This window comes from Alcanivorax borkumensis SK2, from assembly GCF_000009365.1.
In the GTDB taxonomy this organism is placed as follows: domain Bacteria; phylum Pseudomonadota; class Gammaproteobacteria; order Pseudomonadales; family Alcanivoracaceae; genus Alcanivorax; species Alcanivorax borkumensis.
Genome location: NC_008260.1, coordinates 846,718 through 860,871 on the forward strand (window position 1 = coordinate 846,718; position 14,154 = coordinate 860,871).

General features: G+C 55.0%; 17 protein-coding genes and 1 tRNA gene. 17 read left to right on the top strand and 1 reads right to left on the bottom strand.

Features of this window, described 5'->3' with window-relative positions; all coding sequences use genetic code 11:
• Positions 1-25 precede the first annotated feature (25 nt).
• The 14 genes from ABO_RS03870 (at position 26) to ABO_RS03935 (ending at position 10,045) form a co-directional block, all read left to right on the top strand.
• Positions 26-769 carry a YebC/PmpR family DNA-binding transcriptional regulator gene (locus tag ABO_RS03870; protein WP_011588034.1) on the top strand — a complete coding sequence of 248 codons (744 nt, stop codon included), beginning with the start codon at positions 26-28 and terminating at the stop codon, positions 767-769.
• Between the two features lie 248 nt (positions 770-1,017).
• Positions 1,018-1,536 (top strand): crossover junction endodeoxyribonuclease RuvC, encoded by a 519-nt coding sequence (ruvC, locus tag ABO_RS03875; protein ID WP_011588035.1) that lies wholly within the window; start codon positions 1,018-1,020, stop codon positions 1,534-1,536.
• 109 nt (positions 1,537-1,645) lie between these two features.
• Positions 1,646-2,248: a Holliday junction branch migration protein RuvA gene (gene ruvA, locus ABO_RS03880; RefSeq protein WP_041704901.1), complete on the top strand. Its 603-nt coding sequence runs from the start codon at positions 1,646-1,648 to the stop codon at positions 2,246-2,248.
• A 110-nt stretch (positions 2,249-2,358) separates the two neighbouring features.
• Positions 2,359-3,387 (top strand): Holliday junction branch migration DNA helicase RuvB, encoded by a 1,029-nt coding sequence (ruvB, locus tag ABO_RS03885; RefSeq protein WP_011588037.1) that lies wholly within the window; start codon positions 2,359-2,361, stop codon positions 3,385-3,387.
• Complete coding sequence (ybgC, locus tag ABO_RS03890) at positions 3,380-3,823, top strand: tol-pal system-associated acyl-CoA thioesterase (RefSeq protein ID WP_011588038.1); 444 nt, start codon at positions 3,380-3,382, stop codon at positions 3,821-3,823. Before ruvB ends, ybgC begins: the two co-directional genes overlap by 8 nt.
• A complete protein-coding gene (gene tolQ, locus ABO_RS03895) occupies positions 3,816-4,502 on the top strand; it encodes a protein TolQ (RefSeq protein ID WP_011588039.1) in 687 nt (228 codons plus the stop codon). The genes ybgC and tolQ overlap by 8 nt, the downstream gene beginning before the upstream one ends.
• A gap of 2 nt (positions 4,503-4,504) precedes the next feature.
• The gene (gene tolR, locus ABO_RS03900; RefSeq protein WP_011588040.1) at positions 4,505-4,942 is read left to right on the top strand and encodes a protein TolR; all 438 of its coding nucleotides are present in this window, start codon (positions 4,505-4,507) and stop codon (positions 4,940-4,942) included.
• Entirely contained in the window at positions 4,935-5,711 is a 777-nt protein-coding gene (locus tag ABO_RS03905) for a cell envelope integrity protein TolA (protein ID WP_011588041.1), read from the top strand. Before tolR ends, ABO_RS03905 begins: the two co-directional genes overlap by 8 nt.
• 14 nt (positions 5,712-5,725) lie before the next feature.
• Positions 5,726-7,030: a Tol-Pal system beta propeller repeat protein TolB gene (gene tolB, locus ABO_RS03910; RefSeq protein WP_035460818.1), complete on the top strand. Its 1,305-nt coding sequence runs from the start codon at positions 5,726-5,728 to the stop codon at positions 7,028-7,030.
• A 44-nt stretch (positions 7,031-7,074) separates the two neighbouring features.
• Positions 7,075-7,644, top strand: a complete 570-nt coding sequence (gene pal, locus ABO_RS03915) for a peptidoglycan-associated lipoprotein Pal (protein WP_011588043.1) — start codon at positions 7,075-7,077, stop codon at positions 7,642-7,644.
• 15 nt (positions 7,645-7,659) lie between these two features.
• Positions 7,660-8,412 (top strand): YbgF trimerization domain-containing protein, encoded by a 753-nt coding sequence (locus ABO_RS03920; RefSeq protein ID WP_231483485.1) that lies wholly within the window; start codon positions 7,660-7,662, stop codon positions 8,410-8,412.
• 94 nt (positions 8,413-8,506) lie between these two features.
• Positions 8,507-9,148 (top strand): 7-carboxy-7-deazaguanine synthase QueE, encoded by a 642-nt coding sequence (gene queE / locus ABO_RS03925; protein ID WP_011588045.1) that lies wholly within the window; start codon positions 8,507-8,509, stop codon positions 9,146-9,148.
• A gap of 80 nt (positions 9,149-9,228) precedes the next feature.
• Positions 9,229-9,897, top strand: a complete 669-nt coding sequence (queC, locus tag ABO_RS03930; protein ID WP_035460816.1) for a 7-cyano-7-deazaguanine synthase QueC — start codon at positions 9,229-9,231, stop codon at positions 9,895-9,897.
• 72 nt (positions 9,898-9,969) lie between these two features.
• Positions 9,970-10,045: transfer RNA gene (locus tag ABO_RS03935), tRNA-Lys, on the top strand.
• Between the two features lie 89 nt (positions 10,046-10,134).
• Here ABO_RS03935 and ABO_RS03940 read toward each other — a convergent pair.
• On the bottom strand, positions 10,135-10,527 hold the full coding sequence (locus ABO_RS03940; protein WP_035460815.1) for a DUF2493 domain-containing protein: 393 nt from the start codon (positions 10,525-10,527) through the stop codon (positions 10,135-10,137).
• A gap of 212 nt (positions 10,528-10,739) precedes the next feature.
• Between ABO_RS03940 and ABO_RS03945 the strand changes: the two genes are divergently transcribed.
• The 3 genes from ABO_RS03945 to ABO_RS03955 are packed head-to-tail and all read left to right on the top strand — an operon-like array spanning position 10,740 to position 14,118.
• Complete coding sequence (locus ABO_RS03945; protein ID WP_011588048.1) at positions 10,740-11,759, top strand: YbgA family protein; 1,020 nt, start codon at positions 10,740-10,742, stop codon at positions 11,757-11,759.
• The gene (locus tag ABO_RS03950) at positions 11,756-12,667 is read left to right on the top strand and encodes a MerR family transcriptional regulator (RefSeq protein WP_011588049.1); all 912 of its coding nucleotides are present in this window, start codon (positions 11,756-11,758) and stop codon (positions 12,665-12,667) included. The genes ABO_RS03945 and ABO_RS03950 overlap by 4 nt, the downstream gene beginning before the upstream one ends.
• On the top strand, positions 12,664-14,118 hold the full coding sequence (locus ABO_RS03955; RefSeq protein WP_011588050.1) for a cryptochrome/photolyase family protein: 1,455 nt from the start codon (positions 12,664-12,666) through the stop codon (positions 14,116-14,118). The genes ABO_RS03950 and ABO_RS03955 overlap by 4 nt, the downstream gene beginning before the upstream one ends.
• Positions 14,119-14,154: the final 36 nt, after the last annotated feature.

Genomic DNA, 14,154 nt, shown 5'->3' on the forward strand with positions numbered 1-14,154 from the left:
CGTGCTGCGTGCTGGCGGAGGTAACATGGCAGGACATAGCAAGTGGGCCAACATCAAGCACCGTAAGGCGGCTCAGGATGCCAAGCGTGGCAAGATCTTTACCAAACTGATTCGCGAGCTCACGGTAGCGGCCAAGATGGGTGGGGGCGAGCCCAACGATAACCCGCGCTTGCGGGCCGCGATTGATAAAGCACTGGGCCAGAACATGACCCGTGACACCATCGACCGTGCGGTTAAGCGTGGCGCCGGCGGTGATGATGACGGCAGCATGGATGAAATCACCTATGAAGGTTACGGTAAGGGTGGTGTAGCGGTTCTGGTAGAAACCATGACGGACAATGTGAACCGTACCGTGGCTGAGGTGCGTCACGCGTTTTCCAAGTTCGGTGGTAATCTGGGCACGAGTGGTTCCGTGGCTTTTTTATTCACTAAACGTGGTGAGATTTTTTTCGAGCCCGGTGTGGATGAAGAAAAGCTGATGGAAGTCGCCCTGGAAGCCGGTGCCGAAGATGTGGAAGAGATGGGAGATGATGGTTTTTTGGTCATTACCACTCCGGATAAGAGCTTTGGTGAAGTGGTGGACTCCCTGCGTGCAGCTGGGTTGGAATTCGCTGAGGCGGAAGTCACCATGCACCCGTCTACAGAAGCGGAAATGGACACGGATACAGCTGAAACCGTGCAAAAGATGATCGACATGCTGGAAGATTTGGACGACGTGCAGAACGTCTACACCAATGCCAGTTGGCCGGCACCGCAAGAAGAGGAATAGCAGCGAGGTTCACGTTACAAAACAAGCTGCAAGCAAAATTAAAAGCCCCGAATCGTTTGGGGCTTTTTGCTGTCTGGGTTTCTGGGCGTGGCGGTAATCCGCCTGCGGCTTTAGGACGTGTCGCATCAGCCGTTTAACCTGAAGCGTTTCTTTGTTGGCTGGACATTTGGACAGTGCTCGGGTAGAACGGAGGCACCTACTAAGAGCTGGGCTGGGTGCCTGTCTTCTTTATTATTGGTCTGTGAAATATGGCGCTTATTCTGGGTATTGATCCCGGTTCTCGACGCACCGGTTACGGCGTAGTGGATGTGGTGGGAAATCGTTCCCGCGCGGTGGCTTTCGGTACTATTACGACTTCCCACAAGGAGATCCCGCCGCGGTTGGGTGAGATATTCGCGGGAATTGATCAGGTGGTGAAGGAATACGGGCCGGCTGAAGTGAGCATCGAAAAAGTGTTTATGGCTCGCAATGCGGATTCTGCCCTGAAATTGGGCCAGGCTCGCGGTGCAGCTATTGCGGCAGTGATGCAGGCCTGTGTGCCAGTGTTTGAATATTCGGCTCGCCAAGTAAAACAGGCCGTTGTGGGCAAAGGTGGGGCGGAAAAAAATCAGGTCGGGGAAATGGTGAAGTATCTGCTTAAACTGGATCAACGCCCGCAGGAGGACGCCGCTGATGCCCTGGCTATCGCGCTTTGTCATGCTCATATGCGTCTCTCCCTGGCTAGAATGGCTGGTGCCACATCGGTAAGGCGCGGCCGGGTTCGTTAGTGTGGTGTCTGTATTCGTTGATTGCTTCAGTGATTGATTGTGAGCATCGAATATTCGCCCTGTATTTTCTACGCGATACTTTTGTTGTGTACGGGTAAATGGAAAAATGATGATCGGACAACTTCGTGGCACCCTGTTGGAAAAACGCCCCCCGGTGCTGCTGCTGGACGTAAATGGCGTTGGCTATGAAGTCGAGGCACCGATGACGGTGTTCTACGATTTGCCCGAGGCGGGTGCGGAGCTCACCTTGCACACGCATTTTGTGGTCCGTGAAGATGCTCAGTTGCTGTATGGTTTCGCCGATCGTTATGAGCGTGAGCTGTTTCGCGCTTTGATCAAGGTGAATGGGGTGGGGCCAAAAATGGCGTTGGCTATTCTTTCTGGCATAGAGGCTGATCGTCTGGCGCGCTGTATTCAGGATCAGGACACCACGTCACTTGTGAAGGTGCCGGGCATTGGGAAAAAAACCGCCGAGCGTTTGGTTATCGAGATGAGAGACCGACTCGATAAGATTGATGGTGGGCCAGTGAGTGTGCCGGGCCGGGTCGATACGGATCAACCTGATGATGCTCGCAGTGACGCCATTGCGGCCCTGGAGGCGCTGGGCTACCGCAACAAGGATGCCGCTGTTGCGGTGGGTAAAGCGGCAGATCAAGAAGGCATGAGCAGCGAGCAACTGATCCGTAAGGCGCTTAAAAGTCTGGCCCGCTAGTGCTTTGAGCCAGAGTTGCATAACACTTTGTGATAACAGTAATGGCAGTACGGTATCAGGGTACGATACGCTAGCGACTCCCACGATATAGAGGCAAGCCCGCTGCAGGCATGGATAACGAACGAGTCATTACCGCGGTTGCCGTTGGTAGCCAAGAAGAACAGCAAGACAGGGCGATTCGCCCGGCCAGCTTGGCGGATTATCATGGGCAGCCGAAAGTCAGCGAGCGCATGGAAATCTTTATTGATGCCGCCCGCGGACGCAATGAGGCCCTTGATCATACTTTAATTTTCGGCCCGCCCGGTCTCGGCAAGACGACGCTTGCCCATATCATTGCCCGAGAAATGGGCTGCGATCTCAAGTCCACCTCTGGTCCGGTGCTGGAAAAGGCAGGCGATTTGGCGGCCATCCTGACCAACCTGGAAGAGGGCGATGTGCTTTTTGTGGATGAAATTCACCGCCTGTCTCCGGTGGTAGAGGAAATCCTTTATCCGGCTATGGAAGATTACCAGTTGGATATCATGATCGGTGAAGGGCCGGCCGCCCGTTCCATCAAACTGGATCTTCCGCCGTTTACTCTTGTCGGTGCGACCACCCGAGCCGGTTTGCTTACCGCTCCGTTGCGTGATCGTTTTGGTATTGTGCAGCGCCTCGAATTCTATTCTGTAGATGACTTGTCCGGCATTGTTAGCCGCGCCTGCGATATTCTTGCTATTCCTATCGAAGCGGCCGGTGCCATGGAAGTGGCGCGCCGCGCACGTGGTACCCCGCGTATTGCCAATCGCCTGCTGCGCCGCGTGCGCGATTACGCCGAAGTGAAGGGCGATGGGCGGATTACTGAAGAGATCGCCCAGCGAGCCTTGGACATGCTGGAGGTGGACAGTTGTGGTCTGGACGGCACTGACCGGCGCCTGCTGGATATGATCATGCACAAATTTGATGGTGGGCCGGTGGGACTGGAATCCTTGGCAGCAGCACTCAATGAAGACTCCGGAACCTTGGAAGAGGTGGTGGAGCCTTACCTGATACAGCAAGGCTTTATTCAACGCACCCCGCGTGGGCGGGCAGTGACTAACCATGCTTGGCGTCATTTTGGTTTGCAGCGCCCGCGTCAAGACGGTGATTTGTTTAATGATTGAAAAAAATCAACAAAACGGGGAATTTACCCTGCCTGTGCGCGTCTACATCGAAGACACTGATGCAGGTGGCATAGTCTATTACGTGAATTACCTGAAATTCATGGAGCGGGCGCGTACTGAATTTCTACGTACGCTGGGTTATCAGCACTATGCACTGGCGGATGACAATTTTCAGTTTGTCGTTCACTCGGCCAATGTGCAGTATCGCCAGCCGGCACGTATTGATGATGCGCTGACCGTGTCAGCCACACTGAAAAAAATGGGTAAGGCCACGCTGGTGTTTGATCAGCAGGTGCGTAAAGCCGGCGCATTAATTTGTCAGGCAGACATTAAGGTGGCTTGCGTGAGAGCCGATACCCTCAAGCCGGCGGCTATCCCGACGGCACTGTATAAAAAATTTAGCGCGGCCAGCAAAGGAGAAGGGCTACATGGTTGAGGCATCCAGCATGTCTGTCGTCAGTTTGATCAGCAACGCCACCGTGGTGGTGCAGCTGGTGATGGCGCTATTGATTCTGGCGTCGCTGACGTCCTGGTACATGATTGTTGGCCGTTTCCGGGTGCTTGGGCGTGCTCAACGGGCGGGCCGTGCCTTTGAGGGAAAATTCTGGTCCAGCGATGACCTGGCCTCCCTCTACAACCAGAGCCGCAAAGAGCCGGATCTAGATTCCGGCAGCGAGGCGATTTTTCGCGCGGGCTTTCAGGAGTTTGTCCGGCTTTCTAAAAGCGCACGTGGCGGAGAGGCGGTGATGGATGGCGCCCAGCGTGCCATGCGGGTTGCCTTGCAGCGCGAACAGACCCGCCTTACCAAGCATTTACCTTTTCTTGCCACAGTTGGTTCTACCAGCCCTTACGTTGGGTTGTTCGGCACAGTTTGGGGCATCATGAATTCTTTTATGGCGTTGGCGAACGTGAAACAGGCTACGCTCAGCGTGGTTGCCCCGGGTATTGCCGAGGCGCTGATCGCCACCGCCATTGGCTTGTTTGCCGCGATTCCGGCGGTCATGGCTTATAACCGTTTCTCGGCTCAGAGTGATGCGTTACTGACGGAAAATGAAATGTTCGCGGAAGAGTTTTCTTCCGTACTTCACCGTCAAGCCCATGGGCGCGGAGCATAATCATGAGCGGCGTAAAGATACGGGTGCCGCGCAAGCTCGTCGCCGAGATGAACGTGGTGCCTTACATCGATGTGATGCTGGTACTGCTGGTGATCTTCATGGCCACGGCTCCGATGATGACCCAGGGTATTAATGTGGACCTGCCGGACAGCAACAGCGACCCTATTGATACCACTAAGAGCGAGCCTGTGATCATTTCGGTGACTGCGGATGGCCGTTATTTCATTGATGTGGGCGGTGACAGCCAGAAATCTTCTAGCCTGGAAACCGTCAAAGGTCATGTTCTGCGTATTCATAAGCATAAGCCGTCCACCCTGTTTTTGGTGGAAGGTGATGGCAATGTGGCCTATGCCCGGGTGGTGTCATTGATGGGCGCGTTGCAGGAAGCCGGCATTAGCCAACTTGGGTTGGTGACTGAGCCGCAGGGACGCAATGAGTGATCGCCGTGTTGCGTTGTTGTTTACGCTGCTTATTCACTTGCTGGTGTTTGGTTTGTTGGTGTTTAGCTGGAGCACGGATCCGTCATTGCATAAGGCCCCAGTGGTGCCGCCCCATGTGAAGGCGACCATGGTGGAGCGCTCCAAGCAGCAGAAAGCGCCGGTAGCGAAACCCAAGAAGGAAGTAAAACCGACCCCCAAGCCGACAGCAAAACCTAAGCCTAAGCCCAAAACGGAACCTAAACCTAAACCGACGCCCAAGCCCGATCCGAAGCCTGCGCCGGCAAAAAAGCCGGAGCCTAAACCTAAACCCAAATCGGCGCCTAAACCCAAGGCCGAGAAGAAGCTGGTGGTACCGGAGATCGATACCCCGAGCTTGGAAGAGATGTTGGCCGAGGAAGAGCTGGAAATGGACAGGCAGAACAAAGCCTCTGCCCAGCCAGATAAGGAAATGGCTAGTAACGCGGATCAGGCAAATGCACAGGTGGCCAGTTTTACCGATGCCATTGCCTCCCATGTGGGTCAGCAATGGCGGATTCCCGGCAATTATCGTAACCGAGATGACATCCGCACACGGGTAAGAATAAAGATGATCCCTGGTGGTGAAGTGGTGAATGTCTCTGTGGCGCAAAGTAGCGGCTACCCGGATTTTGACGACTCGGTGTTGAATGCAGTCAAGCTAGCCAGCCCACTACCGGTACCTGATGGATCGCTTTTTAACGAACAGTTTCGCTCACTGGTGATCGAATTCGATCCTGGAGTTGCACAATGATAGGTGTGTTAAGGATGCAGCAAACCTGTAAACGAAAGATATGGATGCAAATCAGCGTCGCTTTGGTGACATCTTTGTGGATGATCAGTGCGCAGGCTGAGTTGCTCATCAAGGTAACTGAGGGCCGTGTGGATGCGGTGCCGATCGCTGTAGTGCCTTTTGATGGTGCAAAAAATGCAGAGGAAGATGTCTCCGCGATCGTTCAGGCGGACCTGCACCGCAGCGGTCAGTTTAAACCGCTGCCGCCGCAAGACATGCTCAGCCGCCCCCGTAATGAGCAAGAGATGATTTATCGGGATTTCAAAGTGCTGGGCACAGAGTATGTGATCACCGGCAGCATGAAGCGTCAGGAAACCGGCGGTTACGAGGTCGGTTATGCACTGTTTGATGTGGCGCGGCAAAAGAAATTGATGTCGGAAACCTATCGCCCGCCGGCGTCCCAGCTACGTGATGTGGCCCATGCCATCAGCGATCGTATCTATGAGCAGCTCACTGGGATCCCTGGAGCGTTCTCTACGAAAATTCTTTATGTGACCCATAATCGCCATGATGCCAATCCGTATCAGCTGCAATATGCCGATGCGGATGGCCACCGAGTAACGACCATCTTGCGTAGTAACGAACCGATAATGAGCCCTACCTGGTCGCCAGATGGCAGGAAAATTGCTTACGTTTCCTTTGAAGATCAGGGGCGGCCAGGTATTTATATTCACAACCTGGCCACCACTGAACGGGAGAAGGTGTCCAGCTTTAGCGGCATTAACGGTGCACCAGACTGGTCGCCAGATGGTCAGCACTTGGCGTTGACCTTGTCCCGTGACGGCAATCCCGAAATTTATATGTTGAATCTGTCGACCAAGGTGTTGACCCGGTTAACGAACAATTACGGCATTGATACCGAGCCGCGTTGGTTGCCCGATGGCGAACACTTGGTGTTCACTTCCAGCCGTTCCGGGGGGCCACAGATTTACAAACTGAACATAAATGATAAGTCGGTTCGGCGGGTTTCGTTCCAGGGCGGCTATAATGCGCGCTCGGATGTAACCCCAGACGGCCGCTATCTCGTTTATGTGCATCGACGAAATGGAAATTACAATGTCGGTGTGCAGGACCTCCAGCGTGGCACATTTAATATTGTGACCCGTACCGATATGGATGAATCGCCCAGTGTTGCGCCCAATGGAAGTATGGTAATTTACGGGACGCAACATGGGGGAGCGGGGGTTCTGGAAGCCGTATCCATTGATGGCAGAGTCAAAGTTGAGCTGCCGTCGAAGGAAGGGGAAGTCAGAGAGCCGGCATGGTCGCCGTTCCTCTGAGTGGTGCTCGAGTCCAATACTAGGAAATTATAGGAGTTTTTCGCATGCGTTCATTACTAAACCCGCTGTTTGCTCTGGTTCTGGCAGCTGCATTGGCAGCTTGTTCCAGTACACCGACTGAAGATGATACCTCTGCTACCGATAGCATGTCTCAGACTGATACCTCTCCAGTAACATCTGTTGAGCGGTCAGAGCCGGTTAAGCCCGACACTAGCAGCATTCCGCTAACTGCTGACAACTTCTACAACCATCCGTCCAACTATGACGGTACCACCGATTCACGTGTTATTTACTTCGCATTCGACAGCAACACCATTCCGGCTGCGGCGTTTGAAACCCTGCGAGCCCACGCGACCTACTTGAAGAACAACGCTAACGCGAAAATTCGTCTGGAAGGCCACGCTGATGAGCGCGGTACTCGTGAATACAACGTTGCACTGTCCGAGCGTCGCTCTAAAGCGGTAGAGAAGTTCCTGCGCGTACAGGGTGTTGCTTCTTCTCAGCTTGAAATCGTGTCCTATGGCGAAGAGAAGCCGGCAGCATTTGGTCACTCTGAAATGGATTGGGCCAAAAACCGCCGTGTAGAAATTAACTATCTGTCTGGCCGTCCGTAAGGCATGAAGGTATTGATGAGAGCGCGCCTGATTGTAGGCGCGATGCTCGGCACCTTGGTGTTCTGTGCACATGCACAGAGCACTGGGCCGCTGGCCGTAGAAGAGCGCAGCCTAGCCCAGGCGCAATCAAAAATGCGCAGTGCCTCCACACCGTCTGCTGCGGTGAATGAGGATGGGTTGATGGTATTAATGCAGCAGCAGCAACAGTTTGAAGAGCAGATTCAACAGCTGCAGGGGCAGCTGGAAGAGTTGCGTCATGAACTTTCCACTCTCAAAAAAGCTGAGCGTGAGCGTTATCTGGATCTTGATGCCCGAATTAATACGTTAGCGGAGCGGGGAAGCACTGCGAAGGAAGAGGCTGCAGTCGCGGGTAACAATGACCCGGAAGCGGATCGAGCTGCCTATAACGCCGCTAAAGACAAGTTGGTGGCTGGTGACTTCAGCGGTGCCATTGCCGGTTTCGAGGCGTACCTGAAGGATTTCCCGCAAGGGCTATCCCGGGCGGATGCCCATTTCTGGGCGGGTAAGCTGTACAGTGACCAGAAAGAGCCGGATTTGCAGAAGGCGCAAGGTCATTTCCAAGCTGTGGCGGACAACTACCCGGACCATAGCAAGGCGTCGAAAAGCCTCTATATCTTGGCGGTCATGCAGGCCAACGCCGGAGAAATTTCGCCTGCCAAGGTCAATCTGCACAAGCTTATCAAGCAATATCAGGATAGTAGAGAAGCCAAGCAAGCTCAGGGTCTTCTCGAGCAGCTCAACGAGTAAGCCGCGCCTATCACCTTTATCTGCGTCACAGATGCGGGCAAAGGTGATAGAATCCGCGCATTTCCCCCCTCTTTCAGGGCTTTCAGGAGATGTTGTGGAACTCCGCCTCACCGAAATATTCCATTCGTTACAAGGTGAATCCCGCACTGTGGGCCGCCCAACGGTATTCGTGCGCCTAACGGGTTGCCCGCAACGCTGTGTTTGGTGTGATACAGAATATGCGTTCTCCGGGGGAGAAAAATGGAGTTTGGCCGCTATTCTTGAGGAGGTGGCGGCTCTCGGTGCTCAGTATGTGACGGTGACGGGAGGAGAGCCCTTAGCGCAACCAAGCTGCCTGCCATTGCTTAAGACGCTCTGTGATGAGGGTTATCAAGTAAGCCTGGAAACGGGCGGCGCCATGGATATTGCCGGTGTGGACGAGCGGGTGTCTGTGGTGATGGATCTTAAAGCGCCGGGTTCAGGTGAACAGCACAATAATCGGCTGAGCAATATCGCTCTACTCAAGGCTCACCACCAGGTGAAGTTCGTGCTGGCGGACCGCAAGGATTACGATTGGGCACGCTTTATGCTGGATCAGTACCAGTTACACCAGCGGGTCAGTGATGTGCTGTTCTCACCTGTGCAAGGGACTTTAGCCCCGGGAGACTTGGCGAATTGGATTGTCGAAGACCGTTTGCCGGTACGTTTCCAATTGCAGCTACATAAGCTTCTTTGGAATGATGCTCGCGGACGCTGATTAAGGTCAGACGCAAGATCTCTATGCGCCAAACGTGAAGTCTCACAACCCTAAAGCAAAGAGTAATGAAGGAACCTGCCATGAAAAAAGCCGTGGTGCTGTTGTCCGGTGGCTTGGATTCAGCCACTTGCTTGGCGATCGCCCGTGATCAGGGCTATGCCTGCCATACCATTGCATTCGATTATGGCCAACGCACTCGGTCAGAGTTGGATGCGGCGGAGCGTGTGTCTGGCGTGTTGGGGGCGTTGAGTCACCGTGTCATTGAGCTGGGTATGGGGAATATCGGCGGCTCTGCGTTGACGGATCATTCCATTGAGGTGCCGGAAAACGGGGGTGACGGTATTCCTGTGACCTATGTGCCGGCCCGTAACACGGTATTCCTGTCTCTGGCGCTAGGTTTGGCGGAAGTGATTGATGCGCAAGCTATTTTTATTGGAGTGAATGCGGTGGACTATTCAGGCTATCCAGATTGCCGGCCGGCGTTTATCGAGGCGTTTCAGTCCATGGCCACTTTAGCCACCAAGGCAGGGGTAGAAGGGAGGCCCATGCAGATTGAGACTCCGTTAATGCATTTGAGTAAAGCGCAGATTATTCAGCGGGGGGTGGCGTTGGGTTTGGATTACGGTCTTACCGTCTCTTGTTATCAGGCTGACGATCATGGAAATGCTTGTGGGAAATGCGACAGTTGCCGTCTGCGCAGCCAAGGCTTCGAGGATGCATTGGTTAAAGATCCAACAAACTATCAATAAAGCAGAAAAAAAATGGGTTAACCCCTTGTCACCAAGAAATAAATCCGTATTATTTGCGCCTCCTTCGGGAGCGGGTCGTTAGCTCAGTTGGTAGAGCAGTTGGCTTTTAACCAATTGGTCGCTGGTTCGAATCCAGCACGACCCACCATATTTAAAAGGGCTCGCCTACGGCGGGCCCTTTTTCGTTCCAGCTTCCTTTCTATTTTCTTCCTTGATGATCTTTGCGCGGTAGGTGAATTAGCGCTGTAACTCCCCAATACCTTGAAACCCGCAGGCTTCCTGTTCTTCTGCAGGCCTCCACACCGGCAAACCCGCTTGCTCTGCAAGCGCCACCATATGTGCTGTGCCGCGTCCGCCGGGAAAGGCAATCACTGCCTGCGGACGGCCGTGGTGCAGCATTCGGCGGTTGCGCATGGGGCCAGCAGCTCGACCATGGGCTTTCCAGTTGGCAGGGTAGCTCACCTGATCAATACCGTGGTCATGGGCCCACTGCCCAGCCAGACGGTCCGCACCGCTGGCATTGCCATGGATGAGGAGGGATAGGGTGTTATCCCGATGTAGACGGTTCAGGGTGCGTGCCAGTAGAGCCTGGTTGTCAAAATCACGGCCACCGCAGACAAGAATGCGCATTTTGCTGTCCATAAGGTCAGTGTTTTGAGGAGTATAAGCATAGACTTCAACGATTGCACCTTTGTGATCACTGTCTTGCTGAAGTGTGATGGAACACCTTCACAATGCGTTGACAGGTCGCTGGGGTAAGGTTGTACAGATTTCTACTTTTGTATAACCCTGAGGTGCCGGCGGAACTGCTTGCCAGCCTCTACTGCCACTGAGGTCACTCCATGGACGCGGTTAAATCTGAGAAAAAGGACATTCTGGCGCGTATTCCGGTTGGTATCAGCGCCTGTTTGCTGGGCTTGGAGGTGCGCCACGATAAAGGCCACAAGCATTCGCGTTACTGTACCGAGGTTCTGTCGCAGTACTTTGAGTTTCGCTCCCAGTGTCCAGAAATGGGGGCAGGAATGTCGGCACCGCGCAAAGCAATGCATTTGGTGGACGATGGGGAAAAGCATCCGGTGAATAATGACGCAGGCGAAGGCTCTGAAGCGCCGCTGCGGTTGCTAACCACGGATGGTAAGCGAGATTGCACCGGGATGATGATGGATTTCATCGACCGGACGTTGCCGTCACTAGCGCCGTTGCGTGGCTATATTCTGATGGCCAAGTCTCCCAGCTGCGGGATGGAAAGAATCCGTGTCTACAACGAGGCGGGCAATGTACAACGTCGGGATGCCAGCGGGCTGTTCGCTGCGGCGCTGGCACGCCGTTATCCGCTAATGCCACTGGAAGAAGAAGGGCGCCTGAATGATGCCGCTCTGCGTGAAAACTTTATCGAGCGCGTGTTCCTGTATGACGACTGGTGTCAGATGATGGAACAAGGCCTGACCGCTAAAAAGCTGATTGTGTTCCATAGCCGTCACAAATTTCAGCTGTTGGCTCATTGCCAGAAAACCTACCGTGAAGTGGGCCCCATGCTGGCGGACCTTCAAGCACGCCCGCTGCAAGACATTGCCGGGGATTATATTCATGCGGTGATGTCCGCCATGAAGAAGCGTGTATCCCGGGGCGCCCATGTGAATACCCTGCAACATCTGGCCGGGTTTTTGCGCCAGGATCTAGGTGGAGACGACAGGGCGTTGATCAACGAACAGATAGACGCTTATCTGCGTGAAGAGGTGCCGCTGGTTGTGCCGATGACCCTGTTGCGTGGTGCCCTGCGTAAAACCGATCAGCCTTACTTGGCCCAGCAGCGCTATCTTTCCCCGTACCCGGACCCGCTAGGCCTGAGAAATCGGGTATGAGCGAGTCTACAAGCAGGGTTCAAGTTGCGGACCGACAAGCCGGTAGCATCAGCATTCAGCACGTGAGCATGCACTGCGGTATCCCCGCGGTGACTTTGCGTGCCTGGGAGCGTCGTTATGGTTTGTTGACGCCCGCACGCACGGATAAAGGGCATCGGCGTTATAGCGAAGTGGATATCGCTTGTATCGAGCAGATTCAGCATTGGCTGGAGCGAGGGGTGCCGATCAGTCAGGTGGCGGGGCTACTGGCTGATTCAGCAGCGGCTAACGGGGCGGTGTGGGAACAGGGTGCCGAACAGCAAGGGCCTTGGCGCGGGGCAGTAACAGACGCGATCTGCGCGCTGGAGTCGCTCAACACCCGCCGTCTGGAACAGTTGCTCAATGGGCTGCTGAATGATTATAGCCATGCTCTGGTACTGGATCACTTTTGTGATCCCGTGCGGGCACGTTTGGCTGACACTTCAGCCCTGGGTGGATGGCTCACCCTGTTTGACGGTGTGCTGCAGGCCAAGTGGTCGTCGCGGGCATTATCGCTGGCGCCACGGGGTGGGGAGGCCGGCTGGTTGCTGGTGCCGGTGGGGAGAGCCTTGCCGGCACTGGAACTGGCGATGGTATTGAACCGCCCGCTCTGGTGTCTGGGGGCTCCTTTGGTGACGGTAGAACTGCGCAGTGTACTCAAAAGCCTGGCGCAACGGGCCGGTGGTGTGCTCTGGGTGGTGGATCGCTGGCCAACGGCGGCCCAGCGTCAGCAAATCGGTATCGCTTCTGGTTGTGGCCTCAGTGAGGCGTGCTGGGGGCTGGATCTATCGCAAATGACACTGCCGCAAGAGGTAGCCCAGCTTGGCGGGCGTCGGCAGGGGCTGGCGAGCGAACTGGATCGACTTCAACAATCCTGGAGTACGCCATGAATCTGGTCTGGTACCGCAACGACCTGCGTGTCGCGGCACACTCGCCTCTGCACGCTGCGTTGACAGAGTCATCGATAAGCGCGGGTGAGACGAGGCCACAGGCGCTGGCGGTGTATTGTCTGTGTCAGGGGCAATGGGATCGTCATCAGGTGGCGCCGTTGCGCCGCTGGTATGTGTTGGAAAGCTTGCGTGAGCTGGGCGAGTCCCTGGCTAACCGCGGCATTGATCTGCATGTGCTGGATGTGGACACCTTCGAGAAGGTGCCGGAGGCGTTAGCAGAATTTGCCCAGAGCCAAGGTGTGACACACCTGTATTGCAATCGTGAGTATCCGCTCAATGAAAAGCAGCGAGACACACTGGTGGCTGAACGCCTGCGTGAGCAAGGGATTATCCTGCGCGGTTTCGACGATGGCGTGTTAGTTCCACCCGCGGCACTGCGCACCGGTAAAGGAACACCGTATACGGTGTTTGGGGCTTATAAGAAACGTTGGGATGTATGGACGGCCGATCATCACCCGGCGATGACACCGGTGCCATCACAATGCAGGGCTGAAGGTACGTTTATGGGGGCTAAGGTTGTGGCGAAGGCCCTTGAAATGCTGGACGTGCCTGAGGCGCTAACGCAGCAATGGGCGCCTGGAGAAGAGGCCGCCTGGCAACAACTTGATCAATTTATGGAGCGGTCGCTGGCCGACTATCGCCGCAACCGTGATTTTCCTGATTTGTCTGGCACCAGCGGCTTATCGGTGGCGCTATCGGCGGGAACCCTGTCGGTGGCCAGTTGTTTCCGGGCCGCAACCCAGGCCATGGCGGATGCGGGTAGCCGTGATGGTGCTGCCTGCTGGATCGACGAGTTGGCCTGGCGGGATTTTTACCGCCAGATCATGGCGCAGTTTCCTCGCGTTAGCCGCGGACAAGGCTTCCGGCCGGAAACGGATTTGCTGGAATGGAAAAATGATGACGAGCTATTCGCCGCTTGGTGTGAAGGGCGTACGGGGTACCCGTTGGTGGATGCAGCCATGCGGCAGCTGGTTGCCACCGGCTGGATGCATAACCGGCTACGCATGGTGACAGCCATGTTTCTCAGTAAGCATCTTTGGCTGGATTGGCGCCGCGGTGAAGCGTTCTTTATGACACATTTGATCGATGGGGACTTTGCCGCCAATAACGGTGGCTGGCAGTGGAGTGCCTCATCTGGCACCGATGCGGTGCCTTATTTTCGGGTGTTTAATCCGGTTCGTCAGGGGCAACGTTTTGATAGCGAAGGCCGCTTTATTGCTCATTGGGTGCCGCAATTGCGCGACTTGGATAGCAAGCAAATCCATGAGCCCTGGAAGCAGCCGCTACTGGCCCGGGATTATCCACCACCGGTGGTGCCCCATGCGGGAGTGCGTGAGCGGGTGACGGTAGCGTTCAAGGCGGCTAAAAGCCGGTTTGATAAAACCTCTTAGGATCAGCAACACCCCGTGTCGCCGCCGGCCATGGGC